The organism is Streptomyces sp. N50, from assembly GCF_033335955.1.
GTDB lineage: Bacteria > Actinomycetota > Actinomycetes > Streptomycetales > Streptomycetaceae > Streptomyces.
Genome location: NZ_CP137549.1, coordinates 3,978,707 through 4,000,745, shown reverse-complemented (window position 1 = coordinate 4,000,745; position 22,039 = coordinate 3,978,707). Strand labels below are relative to the sequence as shown.

At 71.4% G+C, this 22,039-nt stretch carries 25 protein-coding genes; 11 read left to right on the top strand and 14 right to left on the bottom strand.

What is annotated here, in order from left to right:
• The first annotated feature begins 84 nt into the window (after positions 1 to 84).
• Positions 85 to 1,023: a metallophosphoesterase family protein gene (locus R2B38_RS17505; protein WP_318017075.1), complete on the top strand. Its 939-nt coding sequence runs from the start codon at positions 85 to 87 to the stop codon at positions 1,021 to 1,023.
• On the opposite strand, the gene R2B38_RS17500 is transcribed toward R2B38_RS17505, so the two are convergent.
• The 7 genes from R2B38_RS17500 to R2B38_RS17470 all read right to left on the bottom strand — a co-directional run bounded on the left by R2B38_RS17500 (position 1,020) and on the right by R2B38_RS17470 (position 4,516).
• A complete protein-coding gene (locus tag R2B38_RS17500; RefSeq protein ID WP_318017074.1) occupies positions 1,020 to 1,412 on the bottom strand; it encodes a hypothetical protein in 393 nt (130 codons plus the stop codon). The two genes, R2B38_RS17505 and R2B38_RS17500, sit on opposite strands and share 4 nt — an antisense overlap.
• Complete coding sequence (locus R2B38_RS17495; RefSeq protein WP_318017073.1) at positions 1,409 to 1,975, bottom strand: hypothetical protein; 567 nt, start codon at positions 1,973 to 1,975, stop codon at positions 1,409 to 1,411. Before R2B38_RS17495 ends, R2B38_RS17500 begins: the two co-directional genes overlap by 4 nt.
• A gap of 67 nt (positions 1,976 to 2,042) precedes the next feature.
• Complete coding sequence (locus R2B38_RS17490; protein WP_318017072.1) at positions 2,043 to 2,720, bottom strand: SCO4225 family membrane protein; 678 nt, start codon at positions 2,718 to 2,720, stop codon at positions 2,043 to 2,045.
• Positions 2,721 to 2,845: 125 nt separating this feature from the next.
• Positions 2,846 to 3,181, bottom strand: coding sequence for a helix-turn-helix domain-containing protein (locus R2B38_RS17485; protein WP_318017071.1), 336 nt, complete (start codon positions 3,179 to 3,181; stop codon positions 2,846 to 2,848).
• 41 nt (positions 3,182 to 3,222) lie between these two features.
• Positions 3,223 to 3,429 (bottom strand): DUF397 domain-containing protein, encoded by a 207-nt coding sequence (locus R2B38_RS17480; protein ID WP_318017070.1) that lies wholly within the window; start codon positions 3,427 to 3,429, stop codon positions 3,223 to 3,225.
• Between the two features lie 57 nt (positions 3,430 to 3,486).
• A complete protein-coding gene (locus R2B38_RS17475; RefSeq protein WP_318017069.1) occupies positions 3,487 to 3,693 on the bottom strand; it encodes a DUF397 domain-containing protein in 207 nt (68 codons plus the stop codon).
• Positions 3,677 to 4,516, bottom strand: a complete 840-nt coding sequence (locus tag R2B38_RS17470; RefSeq protein ID WP_318017068.1) for a helix-turn-helix transcriptional regulator — start codon at positions 4,514 to 4,516, stop codon at positions 3,677 to 3,679. Before R2B38_RS17470 ends, R2B38_RS17475 begins: the two co-directional genes overlap by 17 nt.
• 113 nt (positions 4,517 to 4,629) lie before the next feature.
• On the opposite strand from R2B38_RS17470, the gene R2B38_RS17465 reads away from it, so the two are divergent.
• Both R2B38_RS17465 and R2B38_RS17460 read left to right on the top strand, forming a co-directional pair.
• Entirely contained in the window at positions 4,630 to 5,022 is a 393-nt protein-coding gene (locus R2B38_RS17465) for a hypothetical protein (RefSeq protein WP_318017067.1), read from the top strand.
• Positions 5,023 to 5,046: 24 nt separating this feature from the next.
• On the top strand, positions 5,047 to 5,712 hold the full coding sequence (locus R2B38_RS17460; protein WP_318017066.1) for a class I SAM-dependent methyltransferase: 666 nt from the start codon (positions 5,047 to 5,049) through the stop codon (positions 5,710 to 5,712).
• A gap of 67 nt (positions 5,713 to 5,779) precedes the next feature.
• Here R2B38_RS17460 and R2B38_RS17455 read toward each other — a convergent pair whose 3' ends face one another.
• The 4 genes from R2B38_RS17455 to R2B38_RS17440 all read right to left on the bottom strand — a co-directional run bounded on the left by R2B38_RS17455 (position 5,780) and on the right by R2B38_RS17440 (position 9,500).
• Complete coding sequence (locus R2B38_RS17455) at positions 5,780 to 6,022, bottom strand: hypothetical protein (RefSeq protein WP_318017065.1); 243 nt, start codon at positions 6,020 to 6,022, stop codon at positions 5,780 to 5,782.
• Between the two features lie 30 nt (positions 6,023 to 6,052).
• Entirely contained in the window at positions 6,053 to 7,444 is a 1,392-nt protein-coding gene (locus R2B38_RS17450) for a PTS transporter subunit EIIC (RefSeq protein ID WP_318017064.1), read from the bottom strand.
• Positions 7,445 to 7,460: 16 nt separating this feature from the next.
• A complete protein-coding gene (murQ, locus tag R2B38_RS17445) occupies positions 7,461 to 8,396 on the bottom strand; it encodes an N-acetylmuramic acid 6-phosphate etherase (protein WP_318017063.1) in 936 nt (311 codons plus the stop codon).
• Between the two features lie 192 nt (positions 8,397 to 8,588).
• The gene (locus R2B38_RS17440) at positions 8,589 to 9,500 is read right to left on the bottom strand and encodes a MurR/RpiR family transcriptional regulator (RefSeq protein ID WP_033281216.1); all 912 of its coding nucleotides are present in this window, start codon (positions 9,498 to 9,500) and stop codon (positions 8,589 to 8,591) included.
• Between the two features lie 55 nt (positions 9,501 to 9,555).
• On the opposite strand from R2B38_RS17440, the gene R2B38_RS17435 reads away from it, so the two are divergent.
• Both R2B38_RS17435 and R2B38_RS17430 read left to right on the top strand, forming a co-directional pair.
• Positions 9,556 to 9,963, top strand: a complete 408-nt coding sequence (locus R2B38_RS17435) for a hypothetical protein (protein WP_318017062.1) — start codon at positions 9,556 to 9,558, stop codon at positions 9,961 to 9,963.
• Complete coding sequence (locus R2B38_RS17430) at positions 9,960 to 10,226, top strand: DUF4031 domain-containing protein (RefSeq protein ID WP_318017061.1); 267 nt, start codon at positions 9,960 to 9,962, stop codon at positions 10,224 to 10,226. The genes R2B38_RS17435 and R2B38_RS17430 overlap by 4 nt, the downstream gene beginning before the upstream one ends.
• 33 nt (positions 10,227 to 10,259) lie before the next feature.
• On the opposite strand, the gene R2B38_RS17425 is transcribed toward R2B38_RS17430, so the two are convergent.
• The gene (locus tag R2B38_RS17425) at positions 10,260 to 11,318 is read right to left on the bottom strand and encodes a GNAT family N-acetyltransferase (RefSeq protein WP_318021715.1); all 1,059 of its coding nucleotides are present in this window, start codon (positions 11,316 to 11,318) and stop codon (positions 10,260 to 10,262) included.
• A gap of 529 nt (positions 11,319 to 11,847) precedes the next feature.
• Here R2B38_RS17425 and R2B38_RS17420 point away from each other — a divergent pair.
• From R2B38_RS17420 to R2B38_RS17405, 4 genes are all read left to right on the top strand, one after another.
• On the top strand, positions 11,848 to 12,933 hold the full coding sequence (locus R2B38_RS17420) for a SagB/ThcOx family dehydrogenase (RefSeq protein ID WP_318017060.1): 1,086 nt from the start codon (positions 11,848 to 11,850) through the stop codon (positions 12,931 to 12,933).
• 60 nt (positions 12,934 to 12,993) lie between these two features.
• On the top strand, positions 12,994 to 14,040 hold the full coding sequence (locus R2B38_RS17415) for a SagB/ThcOx family dehydrogenase (protein ID WP_318017059.1): 1,047 nt from the start codon (positions 12,994 to 12,996) through the stop codon (positions 14,038 to 14,040).
• Positions 14,037 to 15,404 (top strand): MATE family efflux transporter, encoded by a 1,368-nt coding sequence (locus R2B38_RS17410; RefSeq protein ID WP_318017058.1) that lies wholly within the window; start codon positions 14,037 to 14,039, stop codon positions 15,402 to 15,404. The genes R2B38_RS17415 and R2B38_RS17410 overlap by 4 nt, the downstream gene beginning before the upstream one ends.
• Before the next feature lie 566 nt (positions 15,405 to 15,970).
• Positions 15,971 to 17,803, top strand: a complete 1,833-nt coding sequence (locus R2B38_RS17405; protein ID WP_318017057.1) for a prolyl oligopeptidase family serine peptidase — start codon at positions 15,971 to 15,973, stop codon at positions 17,801 to 17,803.
• On the opposite strand, the gene R2B38_RS17400 is transcribed toward R2B38_RS17405, so the two are convergent.
• Positions 17,703 to 18,365, bottom strand: coding sequence for a hypothetical protein (locus tag R2B38_RS17400; RefSeq protein ID WP_318017056.1), 663 nt, complete (start codon positions 18,363 to 18,365; stop codon positions 17,703 to 17,705). The genes R2B38_RS17405 and R2B38_RS17400 overlap by 101 nt on opposite strands.
• Positions 18,366 to 18,409: 44 nt before the next feature.
• Here R2B38_RS17400 and R2B38_RS17395 point away from each other — a divergent pair, with 44 nt between their 5' ends.
• Both R2B38_RS17395 and R2B38_RS17390 read left to right on the top strand, forming a co-directional pair.
• Complete coding sequence (locus tag R2B38_RS17395) at positions 18,410 to 19,093, top strand: maleylpyruvate isomerase family mycothiol-dependent enzyme (protein WP_318017055.1); 684 nt, start codon at positions 18,410 to 18,412, stop codon at positions 19,091 to 19,093.
• Positions 19,094 to 19,199: 106 nt separating this feature from the next.
• On the top strand, positions 19,200 to 19,904 hold the full coding sequence (locus tag R2B38_RS17390) for a copper homeostasis protein CutC (protein WP_318017054.1): 705 nt from the start codon (positions 19,200 to 19,202) through the stop codon (positions 19,902 to 19,904).
• 13 nt (positions 19,905 to 19,917) lie between these two features.
• Here R2B38_RS17390 and R2B38_RS17385 read toward each other — a convergent pair whose 3' ends face one another.
• Entirely contained in the window at positions 19,918 to 21,969 is a 2,052-nt protein-coding gene (locus R2B38_RS17385; RefSeq protein ID WP_318017053.1) for a HelD family protein, read from the bottom strand.
• Positions 21,970 to 22,039 lie beyond the last annotated feature (70 nt).

The following is a 22,039-nucleotide window of genomic DNA, read 5'->3' as shown; positions in this document are numbered from 1 at the left end:
GACGGACGGGCTGGATGGTGCCGGCCTGTGTTTCGAGCCGTGGCCCCTGTCCGCCGTCCTCAACTCGGGCTAGCGTGACGGAACATGAGGATCCTGCACCTGTCCGACACCCACCTGGAGCGCACCGACGCCCCCAACCGGCACGGGTTCAGCGCGACGGATTCCCTGCGGCTGATGCTGGCCGAGTTGCGGCATCAGCGCGGGGTGGACGCGATCGTCGTCACCGGGGACCTCGCCAACGACGGGGCGGTGGAGGCGTATGCGGCCGTGCGGGAGTTGGTGGGTGGGTTCGCGCGGTCGATGGGCGGGGTGCCGGTCTTCTACACGACCGGGAACCATGACGAACGCGAGGCGTTCGGGAAGGTGTTGGGGAGCGGGCACCTGGCGGCGGACGGTACGGATCGGGTCGGGGCGGCCGGATCCGCCGTATTTCCGGCGGAGTTCGCGTGCGCGGCGGTGAGCACGGTCGGCGGGTACCGGTTCATCACGCTGGACTCGCTGGTGCCGGGGAAGGTGTACGGGCGGCTCAGTCGGGCCCAACTGGACTGGTTGGCGGAGGAGTTGAGGACGCCGTCCGAGCAGGGGACCGTTCTTGCCTTCCATCACCCGCCCATCGCCCTCGACGTGCCGTCCCAGCGGGCCTTCGGGCTGCTGAACCCCGGGGAGCTGGCGGACGCGATCCGGGGGAGTGACGTACGGGTCGTCCTCACCGGGCACTTCCACCTCCAGCTCTTCGGCTTCCTGGAGGCGGCGCCGGTGTGGGTCACGCCCGGTGTCGTCAACCGGATCGACCTGACCACCGCGCCCGGTACGGAGCGGGCGGTGCGCGGTGCCTCGGCCTCACGGGTCGAACTGGGCGGGGAGACCGGGCCGATGTTCCACACCTTCCACGCGCGCGATCCACGGGCGCACGAGACGGTGTACCAACTGGACGTGGAGCAGACCCGGTTGGTCGTAGAAAGAGAACGGGAGCAGGAACGGGAGCAGGAACAGGAGCGGGAGCGGGAACAGCCGGACGGTTAGCGGGACTTGAGCCAGGCGACCGAGGCGATCAGGGCCGCTCCGATCGCGGCGCCGGCGAGCTCGTAGGCCGCGTGGAAGGCCAGGTCGGAGCGGTCGGTGACGGCCCAGTCGCGACCGGCGTAGAGCCGTATCCCCGTCACCTGTTCCTCGTCGTACTCGAAGGCCAACCCCGTTATCTTCCCGTGCCCTTGCTGTCCGCCGGGCAGGCCCCAGGTGCCCTCGCACCGGTCGTTCGACGCGCAGTGGACGTACCCTTCCGTGATCGTCCAGTCGCCGTCGGCGAACCGGTGGACGTTCCGCGCGGCGAACCACAACGGCAGCGCGAGCGCGCACAGGCAGGCGACCAGTACCGCCCGCTGCCACCAGTTCAGCTCCTTGAGCCCGCTCAAAGGTTTCCGAGCGGCTCGATGTCCACGTGCACCGGTGTGCCCCACACCCGCAGCACCTCGTAGTCCGTGAACTCGTGCACGAGGCGGTACGCCATCGCCGGGCGGGAGCCTCGGCGCGCGGCGTTGATGTACAGCTCGGCCTCGTGGCGGTCGCGGCGCGGGGTGCCGCAGAGCTGCCAGGCCTGGCCGTTCCACAGCTCGGGGAGCCAGCGCTGCTGGGCCTGCGGGCGGTCCTCGCGGACGCCGTAGCGGGAGGGGGTGGTGTCGGTGGGCCGGGGTGCGGCCGGGCCGTTGAACTCCGATCGGCGGGCCGAGCGGCGGCGGGTCTCGCAGAGCAGGCAGAGGTCGGGGGCGCTCTCGTCGACCGGGCCGTTCGGGTGTTCCGGGCAGCGGGTGGTCGGCGCGGCGCCGCTGACGCTGTCGTCCAGCAGGTCCAGGGCGCGCCTGAGGTCGGCCTTGACCTCGTGGAGCTTGCCGTCGGGGGTGTCGGACGTGAGCGCCTCGCCGTGCTCGCCGAGGAGACGGAGGGCGCGGCCTAGGGCGGTCTGCTGGGCGTGGTTCATGGTTCTTTCGACCATAGTCGAGCGGGCCGCGATCCGGTTGTCCTGGTGGGGGTCAGGGGGTCAGGGGTCAGGTGGCCGGGTGTGCCTCCCCTGCCCGGAGTCGGTGGGCGAGGTGGCCGAGCAGTACGGCGTTGGCCAGGCCGCACAGGGCCGTGGCGGCGGCGAAGGCCAGGGGGCTCGACGTCGGCAGGAGGAAGGCGAGGAAGCCGGCCGGTGCGGTGGTCATCAGCGGCCAGATCGCGGCGAATGTCGGGTCCGTCAGGATGTGGTCGGCGCAGAGGAAGAACACCAGCGAGGCCGCGACCACGGCGAGGTACGCACGTGCGGGCCAGTTGTCCACGGCCGGGGCGAGCAGGGTGCGGAGGCGGGCGTGGGCGTGGGCGGGTACGTGGGTGCGGGCGCTGGTGCCGGTGCGGGTGGGAGGTGCCGTGGTTGTCGTCGTCGTGGATCTCTTCGCGAGGGCGCCGAGTACGGCGGCGTTCACGAGGGCGCAGAGCAGGAGCCATACCGTCCAGGAGCCGAACGCCAGCGCTTGCAGGGGCCCCTCGGTGCCGGGGCCGAAGGGCAGGATCACGCTCAGGAGGGAGAGGGGCGCCGTGAGGATCAACGGGCCTGCGGCGAGGGGGCTTTCCGGGGCGACGAACATCGCCGCGACGGAGACGCCCACGAGGGTCAGGTAGGTCCGCGCCGGCCAGTTGTCCGTGGCGAGGGCAAGGAGACGGCGCGGGCGGGAGGTCTGCGGCATCGAGGTGTCGTCCTTCGCGTCGGTCGGTCCGGGTCGGTGAGGACAACGGTGGACCGGGGGGCGCGTCCGGACATGAGTACCGGTACTCAGCGGGAGGGGCGGAAGGACTCACCTCCCGCCGTCCCTCAAGCCGCCGGGTGGGCGGTGAACGTGACTTCCTCGTGGTTGTCGTCGAGCGCGATGTTCAGTGAGGCGTTCAGGGCCAGGGTCAGGCGGCGCAGCAAGGGGAGGGTCGGCATGGTGTCGGCGCCTTCGAGGCGGGAGATCTTCGCCTGTGTCAGCCCGGCACGTTCTGCGAGCTGCGTCTGGGTCAGACCCAGTTCCACCCGGCGGTCGTACACGGCCTTGGCGAAGGCCATGGCCAGCCGGATCTCCGCGCGCTCGGCAGCGACCTCCGGGGACTCGGTGCACTCCTCGGCCAGCTTCTTCTCGCGGGCCGGCTTCCAACGGGTGTGGCTCATCGCGTGCCTCCTCCAGCGGTACGCAGCCGGTGACGTTGATGTCAGGGGTGTTTGAGGTCTTCGACGAACGTGGACCATGCGGCGGGCCGGAAGACGAGTTTCGGGCCGAGGGGGTTCTTGGAGTCCCGGACGGGGACGACGGTGGGGTGGCCGGCGGCGACTTCCAGGCAGTCGTCGCCGCTGCCGCCGCTGTAGCTGGACTTGTGCCAAGTGGCCGCGCTCAGGCCGTAGTCAGGGTTGTGCCTCATGGCGTCTTCTCCTTGGGGTGTTGGGAAACGGTCACCGCATGGAGTGATGTGCCGGGGTCAGGCGTGCTTGAGGTCTTCGACGAACGTGGACCATGCGGCGGGCCGGAACAGGAGTTTGGGGCCGAGGGGGTTCTTGGAGTCCCGGACGGGGACGAGGGCGGGGTTGCCGTCAGCTACTTCCAGGCAGTTGTCGCCGCTGCCGCCGCTGTAGCTGGACTTGTGCCACGTGGCCGCGCTCAGGTCGTGATCAGGGTTGTTCCTCATGGGCGTAATCCTGCGCCATCTCCTCGATCAAGACCAGGGACTTCTCGGGGGAGAGCGCGTAGGCCGCGAGGAACTCGTAATAGAGCCTGTACTGGGCGACGAGGGTGGGGTCGTCGTCCAACTGGCCGGTGCCTACGCCTTCGAGGTAGATCAGCGGAGGGGCGTCGGCGAAGTCCATCAGCTTGAGGCAGCCCTGCATCGCGGGATGCGCCCCCGCGTCGAACGGCAGTACTTGCACGATGACCCGGCTCCGGCGCCCCAGTTCGGCGATGTGGCGCAGGTTCTCCGCCATGGCCCTGGGCCCACCCGTCGCCCGACGTAGCGCGGATTCGTCAATTACCGCCCACAACAGGGGTTTTGTTGGGTCGTCGAGGATGTGGGCCCGCGCCATCCGCCGTGCTACCACCGCGTCGATCTCTTCGTCGGTTGCCGTCGGCTGGTAAGCCCGACAGACGGCCCTCGCGTACGCGGGTGTCTGGAGCAGCCCTGGGATCAACATCGACGAGTACTCCCTGATCGCCGTGGCGCGGGCTTCCGCGTCCGCCGCCTCCGCGAAGTGCTCGGGATATTGGGACTTCGCCGCCGCTCCACAGTTCCGCTCGAAGAAGTCCCCCGTCCCCAACTCTCTGTCCAGCATCCGCGCGTACTCCGGCAACATCCGCCGCGTCCCCGCCTCCAACTGCCCGATGAACGACCCGCTCACGAACAGCCGTTGCCCCAACTCGTCCTGGCTGAGCCCCGCTTTCTCGCGGGCGTGACGGAGTTCGGCGCCGAGCAGGGCGCGGGGTGACGACGACGGGTCGAGATCCTTCGGTCCTGCCACAGCAACTCCCTGTCCTAACACCGGAATTTGTTGGGACTCCCCGTATGGCCAGGTTAGACACGTTGCCACCACGCTGTGTTGCGAACAGCAAACTCTGTGTGGAGGTGCAAGCAATGCTGCGGTCGACGGAAGAAATCGTCGCTTCGCTCCGGGACGCGCTCACCGGTGTCGGGGTCGTCCTGCCGTCCCTGGGCGTCGACCCGGTGACAGGCGCGAGCGACGAGAAGTTCGCGCTGGTCATGCTCGGGCGCTGCAACGTCCGTACCGCCGAGAAGCTCGCGTCCGTGCTGCGGGGCGAACGGCCCCCGGTCGGGGCGTACGCCGTGGACGTACGGGACGGGCGGGTGGGCGAGGTGATGGGGCACGTGGGCGGGAACGTGCAGTTGAGGCCGGTCGCCGGGGGCCGGGAGTGGGACTGTCCGCCGGAGTCGACGGGGCCCGCCGGGCAGGAGGAGGTACTCCGGGCGAGGGTCCGGGAGCGGAACCGCGAAGCCCGCCTGCCCTGAAAGGCCGCGTGATCGACTGACCCCATGCCCCTGATCCCGCCCCGCATCCTCCGAGCCCTGGAGTCCTTCAACTCGGCCCACCCCTGGAGCCACAACGCCCACTACCACCCTTGGCTGCTACGGCAGTTGCCCCGCAGGTTCGGGCGGGCCCTGGACGTGGGGTGTGGGAGCGGGGACCTGGCGCGGCTGCTGGCCGTACGGGGTGAGCGTGTGGAGGGCGTCGACTCCGATCCCCACATCATCGCGAGGGCGCGGGAGTTGACCCCGACCGGTGTTCCTGTGGTCTTCGGTGTCGTCGACGCCCGGGCCGGTATCCCCGCCGGCCCCTACGACGTCATCACCTGCGTCGCCGCCCTGCATCACCTTCCGTTCACTGAGACGCTGACCCGCTTCCGCGACCAACTCGCCCCGGGTGGAATCCTGGTGGTCGTCGGCTGTGCCCGTGAGGAGGGTCTCGTCGACCATCTCCTGGGCGCCCTCTCGATCCCCCTGAACCTCGTCGTGGGCTGGGTGAAGAACCGGGGGCGCAGGGCCGTGTCCCGGCCGGTGGCGATGACTGCCGTCACCCGGCCGCCGGAGATGACCTTCGCCGAGGTCCGCCGCGAGGCGATCCGCGTTCTGCCGCGGGTCCGGACGCGGCGGTGGCTGTTCTGGCGGTACACGCTGGTGTGGCGGGCGCCGCCGGCGTGAGCGCCGAAGGGGCGCGGGTGACGGCGCCGGAGGTTCCCGTACGGGGAGCTTCCGGCGCCGGAGGCGATCAGTTGCCGGCGTGGTCGATGACGTTGCCGTTGGTGCAGTGGTTGGCGGTGTTGCCGTTCCAGGCGCCGCCGACGGGGACCACGGCGAGTTCCTGGAAGCACGTCGAGGCGGCCGAGAAGTTCCAGTTGTTCGCCGCGTTCACCCCCGGGCCGAAGTTGGAGTCGTGGTCGTCCGCGTGCGCGGGCGTGGCCAGGGCGAGTGCGGCGGCGGCGCAGGCCGCGGCTGTCAGCATCTTCTTCATGACCGGGGCAACGATCACCACCGGGCGGCGTCACCCGGCCGTACTCCGTACGGCACCCGGCCGCACCCCGCTCAGCCCCATCCAATAGGTCGCCAGGAAGCCGACCGCGTAGCCCGTCAGCAGGCCGCCCCCGTAGATCGCCACCGTCGTCCCGAGACCCCTGTTCCCCGCCAGCAGCGGGAACAGTGCCCACCCCGACGGTCCGATCGCCGTCGCGCCGACCCTGTCGCCCAGCATCGCGAAGAAACCGACGAACGCGCCGCCCGCCGCCCCGCCCGCGCAGGCGGTCAGGAACGGGCGGCCGAGGGGGAGCGAGACGCCGTAGATGAGGGGTTCGCCGACGCCCAACAGGCCTGCGGGGAGGGCCGACTTGATGGTCGTACGGAGTGAAGTGTCGTGGCGCAGGCGGAAGTAGACCGCTACGGCCGCGCCGACCTGGCCCGCGCCCGCCATCGCCAGGAGGGGCAACAGGACGGTGTAGCCCTGCTGTTGGATGAGGGTGGTGTGGATGGGGATGAGGGCCTGGTGCAGGCCGAGCATCACCAGGGGGAGGAAGAGGCCGCCGAGGATCAGGCCCGCGACGGGGCCGGTGGTGGACAGGAGCCAGTTCGACGCCGTGCCGATCGCGGTGGAGATCTCACCGGCCGCGTACATGAGGCCGTAGAGCGTCGCCAGGCCCGCGATGAGGACGGTCAGGGTGGGGGTGACGAGGACGTCGAGGGTCGCGGGGACCCAGGTGCGGCACCACTTCTCGACGTACGTGCCGAGGAGTGCGGCGGCGAGTGCGCCGAGTACCCCGCCCTGGCCGGGGGAGAGGGCGACCCCGAAGGCCGTGACCTTCGCGACCCCCGGGTAGACGACGACCGCCGCCACCGCCCCGCCCAGCACCGGTGTCCCCCCGAACTCCTGTGCCGTGTTGTAACCGACGAAGACCGCGACAAGGGTTAGAAAAGCAGAGGGGATGACGGCGAGGGTACCCGTGAGCCCCGGGAGCCAGCCCATGTTGATCAGCAGCCCGTTGAGACCTGCCAGCACGCCGCAGCCGACGAGGGCGGGGATGAGGGGGACGAAGACGTTGGCGACCCGGCGGAGGAGCAGCTTGCCGGGGGTGGCGTTGCGGGCCCGCTGTTCCGCCTTCAACTCGGCGCCACGGGCGGCCAGTTCACCCGCGGCACCGCTCACCAGCTTCTCGAACTCCGGGGCGACCCGTGCCACCACCCCCGGCCCCAGCACGATCTGGTACGTGTCGTCGTCCACGACCCCGAGCACCCCGGGCAGCGCCCGCAGCGCCTCCTCGTCCACCGGCGAACGGTCGGCCAGGCCGAGCCGGAGGCGGGTCATGCAGTGGGCGACGGAGGTGACGTTCGCGGGGCCGCCGACGAGGGGGAGGAGGGCGGCGGCGGTGTCGTACGGAGTATCCACCCCCTGAGCGTGCTGGTCAGTCGGCCGCCGCGGTCAGCGCCGCGCGCAGTCGGCCCCCGGACTCCTCCAGAAGGCGGGCGGCCGTCGGGCCGTCGACCCCGGCGAGGACCACGAGGATCGCGTTCTTCACCTCGCCGTCGGTGGCGGCGAGGGCCCGCTCGATCTCCGCGTCGTCCGCGCCGGTCGCCAGCGCGACGATCCGCCGGGAACGGGCGCGCAGCTTCTCGTTCGACGCCCGTACGTCGACCATGAGGTTCCCGTACGTCTTCCCCAGCCGGATCATCGTGATCGTCGACAGCATGTTGAGGACGAGTTTCTGTGCCGTGCCCGCCTTCAACCTCGTTGATCCGGTGAGGAGTTCGGGGCCCACGACGACCTCGATGCCGTGCTCTGCCGCTGCGGCGAGCGCGCTGTGCTCGTTGCAGGACAGGCCGATGGTCAACGCGCCGTCGCTCCGCGCGTGTTCCACGGCTGCGATCGCGTACGGGGTGCGGCCGGATGCGGAGACGCCGACCACCGTGTCGTCGGGGGTGAGCGTGAGCGCGTCGAGGTCCGCCGTCGCCAACTCCCTTGAGTCCTCGGCACCTTCGATGGATGTGACCAGGGCCGCGGGGCCGCCGGCGATCAGGCCGACCACCTGGTTCGGGTCGGTGTTGAAGGTCGGCGGGCATTCGGAGGCGTCCAGTACGCCGAGCCGTCCGGCGGTTCCCGCGCCCATGTAGATGAGCCGGCCTCCTCTGCCCATGCGTTCCGCTACGGCGTCGATCGCGGCGGAGATCTCGGGGAGGCGGTGGGCTACGGCGGCGGCGACCGTGGCGTCCTCGGTGTTCATCAGGCGGGCGATGTCGAGGGTGGGGAGTTGGTCGATACCGGCGAGTTCCGGGCGGAAGGCTTCGGTGGTGAGTGTCTCCAACTCGGCGCGGAGATCACGGGGGTTGGACGTCGAGGTCATGGAGAAGCGGCTCTTTCCGTTCGTTCTTGTCTGCCGGCCGGTGGGGGCTGGTCGCGCAGTTCCCCGCGCCCCTGAAAACGGCCGGTGTTCTCGTCGCGCACTTGAAGTGCCGCTGGTGTCAATCCCCTAGGGGCGCGGGGAACTGCGCGACCAGCCACAACGCACCCGCGGCGAACAACGCACCTCTATCGCCTATCGCCTATGTCGATGCGCCAGCGCCTCATAAGACGCCGACAACGCGGGCGCAGCCTGTTCATACGTCCGTTGCGCCACCCCGATGAACAGACAGTCCACCACCAGCAACTGACTCGTCCGGGACGACATCGCCGCCGGCCGAAGCTCGCTCTCCCGAGCCGTGGACGTCGTGAGGATGTGATCGGCGTACTGCGTGACCGCCCCGTCCGGCCGCCCGGTGATCGCGACGGTCGTAGCCCCGTGCTCGAAGGCGACCCGCAACGGCTCGATGACGTCGCCGGTGGAGCCGGAGTGGGTGATCGCGATGGCCACATCCCCCGCCTTCAGCTGCACGGCGTTGGTGACGGCGAGGTGCGGGTCGCTGTGGGCGTGGGCTATGAGGCCTATCCGGAGCAGCTTCTGGGTGAGGTCCTGGGCGACGAGGCCGGACGCTCCGACGCCGTATATGTCGGTACGGCGGGCGGAGGCGAGCGCGGTGACGGCCGCGCCGAGCTGGACGGTGTCGAGACCGGCCGCCGTGTCCGCGAGGGTCTGCTGCTCGTCGTAGGCGAGTTTCGCGACGACGTCGGCGATCGGGTCGTCGACGGCGATGTCGGTGGTGAGGGCGGGCGCGCGGCCGGACTGCTGCTGGGCCGCGAGCCCGGCCAGCGCGAGGCGCAGGTCGCGGTAGCCGGGGTAGCCGAGGATGCGGGCGGTGCGGACGACCGTGGCCTCGCTGGTGCCGGTGAGTTCGGCGAGGCCGGTGACCGTGAGGGCCGCGCAGCCGGCCGGGTCGGCGGCGACGGTCTCGGCGACGCGCTGCATGGAGCGCGTCATGGAGGGGGCGAGGGTGCGCACCTTGGCGGCCAGTGCGGCGGGTGGCGTACTCCCGGAGGCGCTTCCGAAAATTTCCTTCACTTCCTGGGTCACCTTTGAAAGATATTTTCGCGGCGGTGGTCGGGTCAAGGGTGCGCACAATGGGTGCATGGCATCATCCGACAGCACCCCCGACGACGACCCCATCGCCGAGCCCGTCCCCATAAGCCCCCTGGAGCAGGCGCTGCACGCCGCCCGCGCCCTCGTACTGGCCGATCTGGCCGCGCGCGAGGTCGTCGCGGCGGACGTGGTGTCCATGGTGGAGGAGTCCGTCGTGGAGCGCCGATGGTGGGTGGAGCAGTGGCCGGAGGGCGTCGAGTACGTCGCCGGGCTGGTCGCGCAGGACGTGCAGGACGCGTTGCTGGAGGCGTACGGACGCTGGCCGCTCTGCCCGGTCTGCTCGTCCGGCGACCCGCACGCCCTGGAGGTCGAACCGGAGCTCGGACCCGACCCGCACTGGGTCTGCCACCAGGCGGGCGTGAAGGTCGCGGCCGTCGGGAACCTGGGCTCCCTGTGACCGTCTACATCGACCCGCCCACCTGGCCGGGGCACGGCCGCCTGTGGTCCCACCTCGTGAGTGACGTCTCCTACGACGAACTCCACCTGTTCGCCGAGGAGTTGGGCGTACCGCGCCGGGCCTTCGAGCGCGATCACTACGACATCCCGTCGCATCGTTACGCCGACGCGGTGGCCGCCGGGGCGGTGGAGGTCAGGAGCCGGGAGGTGGTGCGGCTGCTGACGGCGGCGGGGTTGCGCCGGCCCAAGGGGCGCGAGCGGTAAGGGAGTTGCTCTTCGCGTCCGAGTTCGAGGAGGTTACTCCTTGCGCCCGAGTTCGTAGGCGAACTCCTCGTCCTCCTTGTCCTCCTCGCTCACCTTCCTGAACCCCGCCCGGGTGACGACGGCCTGTGAGGCGAGGTTGTCGCGTTCGATCGTCGCGAAGACCGTGCGGACGTCGTCGCGGGCCAGTGCCCATGCCGAGAGCGCGCGGAGCGCCTCCGTCGCGTAGCCCTGGCCGCGGGCGCCCGCCGCGAGGTCGTAGCCGATCTCCGCGCGGCCCTCCTCGTCGGGGACGCCGTGGAAGCCCAGGCCGCCGACCGCGCGGCCGTCCTCGTGGCGGACGAGGACGAACACGCCGAACTCCGGGCGGTGGACGCCCGCTACGTAGGCCTTGAGCAGGAAGGTCGCGGCCTCGCGGGTGCCCTCGTACGGGCCGCCCTCGATCCACTCGAACCCGCCGTCGCCGCCCGCGACCAGGTCACCGGCGGCCGCGGGGGTGATGCCCTGGAGGGTGAGGCGGTCGGTGGTGTGGACGAGGTTGTTGGTCCACTTCCAGTCGGTGACGGGGGCGCGGCCGGGGAGGTCGGCGCGGCCGGTCGCCCACAGCAGGGTGCGCCAGAGGTCGGCGGCGGGGCGGACGTGCGGGAAGATCCGGCCGAGGACGAACTCGCTGAGTTCCGGGGCGGGTTGGTAGGTCAGGCCCAGGCCCTCGGCGATGTCGTGCGTGTGCAGCAGTACCTCGGCGGTGCCCATCGCGGCGAAGCCCTCGCGGTTCGCGCTGCGGAACGGGTACGGGTGGAAGGCGCGGGTCTCGCGGGGTGTGGTGCGGATCGCGGCGGCGAGCAGGGCGCCGGTCGCCGAAATCACCTCCAGGACACCGGAGTTGTCGGTGCCGTCGTCGAAGGTGATGTCGAAGGGGACGTACGCGTGCTGGGCGCGGCCGGCCAACTGGCCCGCGTACGAGATGAGATCACCGGCGATGTGCTCGGCGGTGTCCCGGCAACTCCACTCCAGCCGGCCCGCCCTCGTCCCGTCCCAGTCCCGGTCCGTCGCCGTCCTCAGTACGGCGAGGCAGCTCGCGACGGCCTCTTCCAGCTGGTGTGCGCCTGTGTTCCCCATGCCGGGGAGCATAGGGGCCGACGGCCGGGACCCCGCATTGATTAAAGCATTCACCAACGGCGCATGACGGTGATTTGATCATTCACTCGCCCTGGCTTGAGGTTGGCCTGCTGGGCGGTACCGACAAATCGCGCATAGTGGGTGATCCGGGTGCGCTCTCAATGTCTCCTGAAATGTAACTGACAGGTAGGAATGGAATCCCCTTTGCGTTCCTCTCTGTTATTCCAGGGATGGAGAAAGCGGATGCTTGCCGAAATCCTCATGTACGGGTGATCATTTCGTTGTCGCCGGGCAACCGGGGGCGGAAATGCACATCACCGAAATCCAGGAGGTTCCCCATGGAGAACACCGTCGTGGCCCAGGACATCACGGTCGAGATCGAAGAGGTCGAGTCCTACGAGCCCATGCTGCTTCAGGGCCCGAACGTCGACTAATTCTGTGCCCGCTCCGGTGGCCCGGGGAATTCGCTTCCCCGGGCCACCGGGGCCCCAGTCCAGGGGTGACCGTGTCTGTACAAGCGAGTGAGTTCATCCGGCTGACGCCCCGACCGGGCGTGGTCGGCCAGTGGATCGCCGACGACCTGCTGACCAGGCGATCCTTCAAGCTGGGCGCGCAGGAGGCGGCCGTGCTGGTCCTCGCGGGCCGGCCGCGGGAACGGCGGCTGCTGGCGAAGGAGGCCGCCGCCGAACTCGGTGTGCCGCCCGAGCGGGCCGAGGCGGTCGTCGCCTCGATGGAGAAGGCCGGCCTGATCGTCGGCGACGAATACCTCGATTCCCCGCGCTATAAATGGGGGCAGGAGGTATTCCGGCGGTGGGAGGCGAAAGGCTGGCGTATGGCGGCCGAATACCATATCGCCGCGCATGATTTCCCCGGCGTCGATTACAGCAAGGGAATCGCGGTCGACCGGGAGCGAATTCACCGGTATCGCGACGAGGAAATCGACGACGACCGTTTCAAGGAGCCCGCGTCGGCGGAACGGATACCGCTGCCCGAACTCTCCCCGGATCTCGCGCCGATGCCCGTCGGCACGGACGCGGGCCGGACCCGGCAGCTCGACCGGCCCGGACTCCTCACGATCGCCGCGCTGGCCCTCGGCATCGTGGAGACGACCCGCAGCCGCGCGCCCGGCTCCGCCGACTACCTCACCCGCACCAGCCCGTCCGGCGGCCGCCGCCATCCCACCGAGGGCTATCTCGCCGTCCTCGACGTCGACGGCGTCGAACCCGGCTGGTACCACGTGCACGGCGGCCTGCACGCGCTGGTCGAACTCCCGGTCCCCGCGCCGGACCCGGCCTCCGAGGAGTTCCGCCGCGTTTTCCGCGCCAGCACCACCCGCCCCGCCTTCGACGTCCGCTGCCTCCTTGTCCTGACCTCGGTGTTCCGCCGCAACATGTGGCGCTACCGCGAGCCCCGCACCTACCGCAGCATCCACATGGACGCCGGCCACATCGCCGCCACCGTGACCCAACTCGCCGAGGGCTTCGGCATCCCGGCCTTTCCCGCCTACGGCGACCTGGAGTCCGGGGTCGAGCGGATGATCGGCGTGGACGGCCTGGCGGAGGGGCTGATCGCGACGGTGGCGCTCGGTTAAGTCGCCCTCCGTGCAGCCGAGTTGACCTCAGCCCCTGAAGGACCTGAAAGGAGCAGCCCCATGTCCGATCCGTCCGCTCTCCCGCCCCTGCTGCGTATCGGCGGCGGGCTCAGTCCGCGGGACGGTGTGCATGTCCAGGATCTGGCCGGGCGTCGCCGTGGGTACGTCGACCGGCGCACGCTGGCCCGTACGATCGCCGCGGGTGCCCCGCCGGACGGCTCCGGTGCCCTCGCCTCCTGGCTGGCCGGGGCCGGGGCCGCGCCCCGACCCGCCGAGGAACTGGTCGAGTTCTGGCACCGGCGGCGCTGGCGCCCCTCCCTCGAATACCACCTCCTCTCCCGCGATCTCCCGTACGCCGACTCCGGCCCCGACGCCGTGGACACCCGCCGCGAGGTGCTGTCCGGATACGGCGGCGGTGACCGACTCCCGCCCCGGATACGCCCGGAGGGCCGCCGCGTACCGCTGCCCGAGCCGGTGCCGGGCGACCCCGGCCGCAGCCTCGGTACGGCCCTGCTGACCCGCCGTTCGGTGCGCAGTTATCTGCCCCGGCCGACCCCGGGCGGCGCCCTCTCCCACATCCTCCGCACCGGCCTCGCCACGGTCGCCGCCAACCAGCGCCGTACTGGCGAGGACGACCCCTGGGAACTGCTCCGGTCCTTCGGCACGGCCTTCGACTTCTACGTCCTGACGTACGACGTCGACGGCATCGACCCCGGCGCCTGGCACCTCGATCTCGCCCCCGCCGAACCGGAGTTGACCGAGATCCGCCCCGGCGACCTCCGGGGCGCCATGCGGGAGGTGTTCTACGGCTCGCCCTGGACGCTCACCGCCGGGTTCACGCTGGTGATGGTCGCGGACTTCGAGCAGTACCAGTTCCGGTACCGGCACGAACGCGCCCTGCGCAACCTGTACATCGAGTCCGGGCACCTGGCGCAGCGGCTGCTGCTGCTCGCCGACACGCACGGGCTGGGCACGCTGGTCACCCCGGCGGTACGGGACGGGCTGATCGAGGAGTTGCTGGGCCTGGACCCCGTCCGCCAGGCGACGATCTACACGCTGACCATGGGTCCCGATCCGCGGCACGGCACCCGGACACGCGTGAAATGAGCGCCGCACCGGACACGGTGGCGCCCGTCTCCCGGGGCGGGCGCCTACGCCAACAGGCCTGCCCGCTCCTGGAGTCGGCGCTGCCCGCCGTCCTCGCGACCTCCGTCTCCCGGGCCGGTGACCTCATCAGCCTCGCGCTCACCGGGCACTACAGCTCGACGGCGCTGGCGGGGGTCGCCGGGGCGATCGTGGTCGTAGAGCTGGCACTTGGGGTGCTGCTGGCGGGGGTGACGGGTTACCAGGTGCTGTGTGCCCGGCATCTCGGGGCGGGTGAACGGGGCGCCGCCGTAAGGGCGTTGCACGCGTCGCTGCGGCCGGTGGGCGCGCTGGCGGTGCTGGTCGCCTTGGCGTTGGTCTTCGCGGCCCGGCCCTTGGTCGCTCTCACGGTGCACGAGCCGGCGGCGGTCGCGGCCGGTGCGGCGTATCTCCGCGCCCGGGCCCTCAGCCTGCCGCTCGCCGTACTCTCTGCCCTCGGCACGATCACCCTCCAGGCGGCGAAACGGACCCGGCTCACCCTCCTCACCAACTGCGTTGCCATGCCGGTCAATCTGCTCACGAGCTGGGCCCTGATCTACGGCGTCGGCCCGTTCCCCGCGCTGGGCGCCGCCGGAAACGGCCTCGGGGTCACTCTCTCCCTGCTCTGTGCGGGCGCGCTCCAGATCGTCCTGCTGCGGCGGGCGGGCCTGTGGGACTGGCTGGGTACCTGGCGCGGAACTCCTTGGGACCGTCGATCGGCGCGGGAGAGCTGGGAGTTGGCGTGGCCGGCGATGGTGTCCATGGCGGTGGACTATCTCGCGTCCTTCGCCTTCTTCGCGGCGATCGGACTGCTGTCGCTCACCGAACTGGCCGCGTCCCGAGTGGTGTTCCAGCTCGTTCTCCTGGTCTTCATGCTGTCCAACGCGTTCTCGGGGGCGGCGGGTGTCCTCATGTCCCGGGCGGCGGGCGGGGGTTGTCCGGAGGCGGTCCGCGCGCACTGGCGGACCAACCGCGTCCTCGTCACGGGTGCCCTGACCCTGGCGGGGGGCGCGCTGGCGTTGGCCGTACGCCCGGTGTTGGACCTGTTCACCGGCGACCCGGCGGTCGTGTCGGCCGCCGTGGGCGCGACCCTGCTGGTAGCCGCGAGCCTCCCCCTCGTCGCCGTGACCGTGAGCAACACGGCCGCGCTGCGCGCCCTGCGCGACACCCGGGCCGACATGGTCGCCAACGCGGTCGCGTCCTGGGGGGTTCAACTTCCGCTGGCCTGGGTGGCGGTGCGGGTGGGGTGGGGGCTGACGGGGGCGTTCGGTGGGGTGTTGGGGTACTGGGCGATCCGGGCGGCGGTGACGGAGTGGGCGGTGCGGCGGATGATGGGGGTAGGGGCATGAGTACGCCGGGTTGTCGTGTTCGCCCAGGAGCTCGGGGGTTCCGTATCGGGGCGGCTGCGGGCAGTCCGTGGCTGGTCGCGCAGTTCCCCGCGCCCCTGAAACCGGCCCCGCGTTCCAAAGCCACCGGAACAACGGCAACGAGCCCGCGCCCCCCGAATCGCACCCCCCAAGGGGCGCAAGCACCCGCAGCCACCCGGATACGAAACCCCTCCAGGGCCGCGAGGAACGGCGCGACCAGCCACGACGCACCCGCAGCCACCCCGACACGGAACCCCTCCAAGGGGCGCGGGGAACGGCGCGAGCAACCACGACGCACCCGCAGCCACTCCGATACGGAACCCCTCCAAGGGGCGCGGGGAACGGCGCGAGCAACCACGACGCACCCGCAGCCACTCCGATACGGAACCCCCCCCAAGGGGCGCGGGGAACGGCGCGACCAGCCACGACGCACCCGCAGCCACTCCGATACGGAACCCCCCCCAAGGGGCGCGGGGAACGGCGCGACCAGCCACGACGCACCCGCGGCCGCCCCGAAACAGCACCCCCCGAGCTCCTAGGCGGCGGACATGATCACCCCCACCCTCTCCCCGGACGGGCAAGCCGTGGCCTACGTCGACGCGGACGGCACCGTCACCGTGACCGAGCCCGGCACCGCCACCGTACGCACCCTGCACCCCCTACCCCCCGGCGCCGTCCACGCCCTCCGATGGGCCCCGGACAACGAACACTTGCTGCTCATCACGGAGACGACCGGCCGCGAGCGCTTCACCCCGCACGCCCTGCGCGTAGCAGACCGCAAGCTGCTACCCCTCGCCCCCGCCAACACCCTCCAGGTACGCGGCCTATGGACCTCGCCCACCCACCCGCACGCGATGGTCACAGCCGTCCGCCGCCACGGCGACCCCACACTCCACCCCTGGTACCTCCCCCTGGACCAGACCACCCCCGCCCGCCAACTCGCCCACTGCGCCCCCGGCACCCGGGACTGGGCCTTCGACCCCCAACTCACCTGCCGCGCAAGCCTCGTGGGCCTCCCCGACGGCACCCTGCGCCTGCTCACCTCGGCGGACGGTCACGACTGGCGGCCGCTCCTCGACCTCCCCCTCGACGACGCCCCGGACACCCGCCTCCTCGGCATCCACCCGACCTCCGGCGAGATCCTGCTGCTCACCGCGTACGACGCGGACGCCGTCCGGCTCGCCGCCGTCGACCCCCGCACCGCCCACCCCCGCACCCTCCTCGCCGCACCGCCGCCGTACGACATCACCACCGCCTGGCTCGCCCCGGACGGCACACCCCGCGCCGCCCTCCACCACGCGGCCCGCCGCCACCACACCTGCGCAGACCCCGCCTACGCCCGAGACCTCGTCCGCGCCGCCGCCCACATCCCCGGCGACCTCGAACTCCTCGGCCACGACACCGCCGACACCCGCTGGCTCCTCGCCGCCCACGACCCGGCCCGCCCACCACGCCACCACGTCTACGACCGGGAGGAGGGGACGGCCGTAGCGCTGCACCCGGAACCCCAATACCCGGACGGCCAGGGCCCGTTCACCCAGGACCTCGCCCTCGCCGCCTCCGACGGCCACCCCCTCACCGCCTACCTCACCCTGCCCCGGGACGCCGTAGCGCCGCCGCCTCTCGTCCTCCGTGTCCACGGCGGACCTTGGGCCCGCGACCGGTGGCGTCACGACCCCGAGGCCGCCTGGCTCGCCGCCGCCGGGATGGCGGTCCTGCGCGTCAACTACCGCGGCTCCAGCGGCTATGGGCGCGCCTTCCGCGATCTCGGCGACGGCGAGTGGGGCGCGCGGATGCAGCGGGATCTCTACGACGCCGTCGACGCCGTGGTCGAGCGGGGCGCGTGTGATCCCGACCGGATCGCCATCTACGGTGGTTCCTACGGCGGTTACGCCTCCCTGCTCGCCCTCACCGACCCCCGTTTCCGCTGCGCCGTCGCCGTGAACCCCCTCGTCGACCTCGCCTCCTCCGACTGGGCGGACGGCCCCTACTGGCGCCGGATGCGGGCCCTGTGGGACAAGCAGATCGGCTGGAGTCGTTTGCCGGAGGGGGAGTTGAGGCATCGGTCGCCGTTGCATCGGGTCGCGGACATGCGGGGGCCGGCGTTGGTCGTACGCGGCGCGCACGACCCGCGCATTGACGCGGCCGGTATCGAGGCGTTCGTACGGGCCCGCCGCGCGGCGGGCGGCGAGGTGGAGGAGCTGCTCCTCCCCGACGACGGTCACGCCGTACGCAGTTCAGAGGGGCAGGACGCCCTCCGCCGCGCCCTCTCCGCCTTCCTCACTCGCCACTTGGACCTGCCGACGCCAGCAACTCCAGTTCCCCTGCCAGGTTGTAGCGAGCCGTGGCCTCCCATTCCGCGGCCCCGTACGGCGTCCTGAACAGCCTTGGCAGAGACAGGAGTTGGCGCAGGATTGCCGAACGGCCCTCCCTGAAGGCGTCGTTGGGGACGAAGTGGTACTCCTCGCGGACCGCCGCCGTGTACGCGGCGTACGCCGACGGCGGCGCGGCCAGGATCGCGAGGTCCGCGTCGCACAGGACCTGGCCGTCGCGGTCGTCGTCGGCGGGGTCGTGCGTGACGGTGAGCCGGACGAGGCGGGCGACCTCCGCCGTCCTGTCCTCCGGCACGCCCGCCTCGGGCAGGGCCCGCTCGGCCAGCCGCGCCGACCGCTCCTCGTTCTCGGAACGGTCGGGGAGGTACACCGCGTCGTGGAACCAGGCCGCCAGCCGTACGACGTCGGGGTCGTCGGCGTGCTTCTCCAGCACGTCGATGTGGTCGAGGACCGAGGTGAGGTGCGTGAGCGTGTGGTAGTGCCGCTGCGGCTCCTGCCAGCGGGCGAGGAGGTTCTCGGCGTACGGGGAGGGGTCTGGGCCGTCGGTGGATGTGCGGGCGCCTTCGAGGGCGCGGGTCCAGCGGGCGCGGAGGGCGACGAGATCGGGCATGCCCTGTATTTTCGTCCCGGAGCCGTGCCCCTAGCGTGGAACGTATGACTTACGCCGACACAGCACACGACGTACGTGATCCCGAGCTGCCCGGACGGCTCCTCGTCACCGAGCGCGACGCGCTGATTCCGTTGCTCCGTTCCCGGCCCGACGAGGACTTCGCGCTGGCGACCCTCGCGTGTCCGGGGTGGACCGTGCGGGACGTGCTCGCGCACTGTTCGGCCGCGCTGACGCGGGTGGTGGAGCGGCGGTTCGAGGAGGGCGTGTTCTCGCCGGAGGCCAACGACCGGGACATCGCGGAGCGGGCCGACTGGACGAACGCGCGGGTCGTGGACGAGCTGGAGCGGGGCATGACCGAGGCGGGTGCGGTGATCGCGCGCGCGGGCGGCGCGCTGGACGCGGTCGCGCTCGGCGAGTGGGTGCACGCCGGTGACGTACGGGACGTCCTCGGCGTGCCCGGCGCCTACGGTGGCCAGGGGCTGGCGTCCGCTCTAACCCTTCTCGGCCTCGTGACCCGTCAGAAAAACCACCGGCCTCTGCACGCCGACCTCGACGACCTGGACGATCCCCTGCGCCTGGGCGACCTGTCGGGCGAGCTGACCCCGGCGCGCTACATCGGCGACGCGCCCACGCTCGTACGGCTGTACTCGGGACGCCCCGTGCCGGACGGCACGGGCTACGAGCTGGCCGGTGCGGAACCGGCGGAGCTGAACATCTTCGGCGGCTGACGGCTGTCCTGCGCCGGGGGTGATCTCGCGGCCCCCGACCCTCCCGCGTACCCTGAGATTGGACTAGACCTGTAGCCGCTCCAGGGAACACGACGGAAGGGGTCCTATGAGCACGCGTGCAGTCCTGGAGGTGATCGCCCTCGGCGCCGAGGACGCGATCGCCGCCCAGGCGGGAGGCGCGGACCGTCTCGAACTGGTCACCGACATGGCGGCCGACGGACTCACCCCGCCGGTGGAGACCTTCGCCGCGATCCGCGCCGCCGTCGACATCGACCTGCGCGTGATGCTGCGCCTCGCGGACGGGTTCGCCGCGGGCGACGTGGACCGGCTCGTCCGGGTCGCCGGGGAGCTGCGGACCGCCGGTGCCGACCAGTTCGTGCTCGGGTTCCTCGACCCGGACGGCCGCGTCGACCTCGACGCGGTGGAGCGGGTCGTCGCCGAACTGGACGGCTGCGCCTGGACGTTCCACCGCGCGATCGACCGCGCCGCCGACCGCGACGCCCTGCGCAAGCAGCTCGCCGACCTGCCGGGCCTGGACGCCTACCTCACCGCCGGTTCCGCGGACGGCGTCGACGACGGCCTTCCCACGCTGCTCCGCGAGGCCGCGCTGGACGGCGAACCCGGCTACGAGCAGCGCATCCTCGTCGGCGGCGGCCTGCGCCTCGACCACGTACCGACCTTGCTGGCGGCCGGAGTCGACGCCTTCCACATCGGCGGGGCCGCCCGTCCCGAGGGCTGGGGGCGGCCGGTGTCGGCGACGGCAGTGGGCGAGTGGCGGGCGGTCCTCGACGGAGACGGAGACGGAGCCTGAACCGCCTTGCCGGTCAGGCGAGTTGGGACGGCAGTGGAGCCGTGTGCGTGACGATCAGACCCGACACCGCCCGGGTCAGGGCCACGTACAGGCGCCGCAGGCCGGTGCGCTCGTCCGGTTCACCGTCGACCACGGCCTGCGGCTCGTCGAGCACCACGTAGTCGTACTCCAGCCCCTTCGCGAGCGACGCCGGAACGAGCGTCAGACGCGTGTCCACGGTGGTCTCCTCACCCGGGTCGATGTAGCCGATGCCCGCCGCGGTGAGGGCCTCTGCCAGCGCCGGGATCCTGGCGTCGGCGGCGATCAGGCCCGTCGACCCCTCGTTGCCCAGCAACTCCTCGCAGGCGGCGACCACTTCGGCCGTACCGGCGACGGAGCGGAGGTCGAAGAAGCCCGGGTTCTCACGGACCGAGGCGACGGGCGTGAGCCCCGGGGCGATGTGGGGGAGCAGCCGGGAGGCGTACGTGATGACGTCCGTCGGCACGCGGAAACCGGCCGTCAACTCCTCGATCACGCCGTCCGATTTGCCGAGGTGGGCCAGCGCCTCGTCCCAACTCCGCGTCGCCCAGGGCGTGGTGCCCTGTGCCAGGTCGCCGAGGACGGTCGCGGAACCGGTGGTGCAGCGGCGGCCGACCGCCCGGTACTGCATCGGGGACAGGTCCTGCGCCTCGTCGAGCACCACATGCCCGAGCGAGTGCGTCCGCTGCACGAGGTCGGTCGCCTCGTCGATCAACACGGCATCCGGCGCTGACCACTTGGCGGCCTTCACGCTCCGCACCGGCTTCGACCAGAGGATCGTCTTCTGCTCGTCCTCGTCGAGGATCCCGTCGGCGTGCGCGGCGAGGAAGTCGGCGTCACTGAGCAGCCGCAGCACGAGCTTCGCCGGCTCGACCGGCGGCCACACCGCCTTGACGGCCGCCTTCACCGCGGCGTTGCGGGCCACGGCGTCCTGCACCCGGTCGTCCGGCGCCTCCCCGGACCGCTCCATCTGCACCAGCACGGCATGCGCGATGCGCTGCGGCAGGGCCTCGCGGGCGGCGCCGTAGCGGATGTCGCGGTCGAGCAACTCCCGCACGATGGTTTCGAGTTCGTACGCCGGGACCCGCCAGCGGCGTGAGCCGCGCACCACCATCACCGGTTCGGTGGGCAGCGTGACGTGCGAGTAGATGGCCTTCCGCAGCACCTCGGCCATGCGGGCGTCGCCCTTGATGACGGCGGCCGGTGCCTCGTCCGTGCCGCGCACCTCGACGTGGGCGACCAGGTCGTCGACCGTGCCCTGGCGGACCGCCAACTCGCCCAGGGCGGGCAGGACTTGCTCGATGTAGTGCAGGAAGGATTTGTTCGGCCCGATGACGAGGGTGCCGGTGCGGGCGAGCCGCTCGCGGTGGGCGTAGAGGAGGTAGGCGACCCGGTGCAGGCCGACGGCCGTCTTTCCGGTCCCCGGGCCTCCCTGCACACAGACCGTGCCGCCGAGTCCGGACCGTACGATCTCGTCCTGCTCGGGCTGGATGGTCGCGACGATGTCGCGCATCGGGCCCACGCGCGGGCGCTCGATCTCCTGCTGGAGCAGCTTGCTGGTGGCGGCCGCCTCGGCCGGGTCCATGAGGTGCTCGTCCTCGTACGCCGTGAGCTCGCCGCCCGTGTAACCGAAGCGGCGGCGCAGCGAGACGTCCAACGGGTCCTTCTTGGACGCCCGGTAGAACGGCTGCGAGACCGGCGCGCGCCAGTCGATGACCATCGGGTCGCCGTCGCCGTCGTGCACATGACGGCGCCCGATGTAGAACTGCTCGCCCGCCGCGCCCTCGGCCTGCTCGGCGCCGGGTGCGTGCAGGTAGGTGAGGCGGCCGAAGAACAGCGGGGTGTCGCTCAGGTCGGCCAGCGCCTTGATGCGGTCGCCGATCTGGCGGGCGAGGATCTCGGCGTTGACCCAGTTCGCCGTGACGTCCTTGATGTCGAGCGACTGGACGTCCTCGCGCATGGCGCGCAGCGCGGAACGGGAGGAGGCCAGGTGCGAGCGTTCGCGGGCGAGGGGGTCGTCGATGGGATCGGCGGCGGGCGTGGACAAGGGGGTGCCTCCGGAAGACCTGAGAAGACCTGAGTGGGATACCGGCCGGTTTCCGTCCGGGCGGTGGCAC

What these genes read in the sequence shown, in the direction of transcription:
- R2B38_RS17475 (WP_318017069.1), bottom strand. Translation starts at nt 3,693, where the DNA reads ATGAGGAACAACCCTGATCACGACCTGAGCGCGGCCACGTGGCACAAG.
- murQ (WP_318017063.1), bottom strand. Translation starts at nt 8,396, where the DNA reads ATGACCTCGACGTCCAACCCCCGTGATCTCCGCGCCGAGTTGGAGACA.
- R2B38_RS17460 (WP_318017066.1), top strand. Translation starts at nt 5,047, where the DNA reads ATGCCCCTGATCCCGCCCCGCATCCTCCGAGCCCTGGAGTCCTTCAAC.
- R2B38_RS17455 (WP_318017065.1), bottom strand. Translation starts at nt 6,022, where the DNA reads ATGAAGAAGATGCTGACAGCCGCGGCCTGCGCCGCCGCCGCACTCGCC.
- R2B38_RS17410 (WP_318017058.1), top strand. Translation starts at nt 14,037, where the DNA reads ATGAGCGCCGCACCGGACACGGTGGCGCCCGTCTCCCGGGGCGGGCGC.
- R2B38_RS17400 (WP_318017056.1), bottom strand. Translation starts at nt 18,365, where the DNA reads ATGCCCGATCTCGTCGCCCTCCGCGCCCGCTGGACCCGCGCCCTCGAA.
- R2B38_RS17485 (WP_318017071.1), bottom strand. Translation starts at nt 3,181, where the DNA reads ATGAGCCACACCCGTTGGAAGCCGGCCCGCGAGAAGAAGCTGGCCGAG.
- R2B38_RS17390 (WP_318017054.1), top strand. Translation starts at nt 19,200, where the DNA reads ATGAGCACGCGTGCAGTCCTGGAGGTGATCGCCCTCGGCGCCGAGGAC.
- R2B38_RS17490 (WP_318017072.1), bottom strand. Translation starts at nt 2,720, where the DNA reads ATGCCGCAGACCTCCCGCCCGCGCCGTCTCCTTGCCCTCGCCACGGAC.
- R2B38_RS17435 (WP_318017062.1), top strand. Translation starts at nt 9,556, where the DNA reads ATGGCATCATCCGACAGCACCCCCGACGACGACCCCATCGCCGAGCCC.
- R2B38_RS17405 (WP_318017057.1), top strand. Translation starts at nt 15,971, where the DNA reads ATGATCACCCCCACCCTCTCCCCGGACGGGCAAGCCGTGGCCTACGTC.
- R2B38_RS17495 (WP_318017073.1), bottom strand. Translation starts at nt 1,975, where the DNA reads ATGAACCACGCCCAGCAGACCGCCCTAGGCCGCGCCCTCCGTCTCCTC.
- R2B38_RS17480 (WP_318017070.1), bottom strand. Translation starts at nt 3,429, where the DNA reads ATGAGGCACAACCCTGACTACGGCCTGAGCGCGGCCACTTGGCACAAG.
- R2B38_RS17505 (WP_318017075.1), top strand. Translation starts at nt 85, where the DNA reads ATGAGGATCCTGCACCTGTCCGACACCCACCTGGAGCGCACCGACGCC.
- R2B38_RS17415 (WP_318017059.1), top strand. Translation starts at nt 12,994, where the DNA reads ATGTCCGATCCGTCCGCTCTCCCGCCCCTGCTGCGTATCGGCGGCGGG.
- R2B38_RS17395 (WP_318017055.1), top strand. Translation starts at nt 18,410, where the DNA reads ATGACTTACGCCGACACAGCACACGACGTACGTGATCCCGAGCTGCCC.
- R2B38_RS17465 (WP_318017067.1), top strand. Translation starts at nt 4,630, where the DNA reads ATGCTGCGGTCGACGGAAGAAATCGTCGCTTCGCTCCGGGACGCGCTC.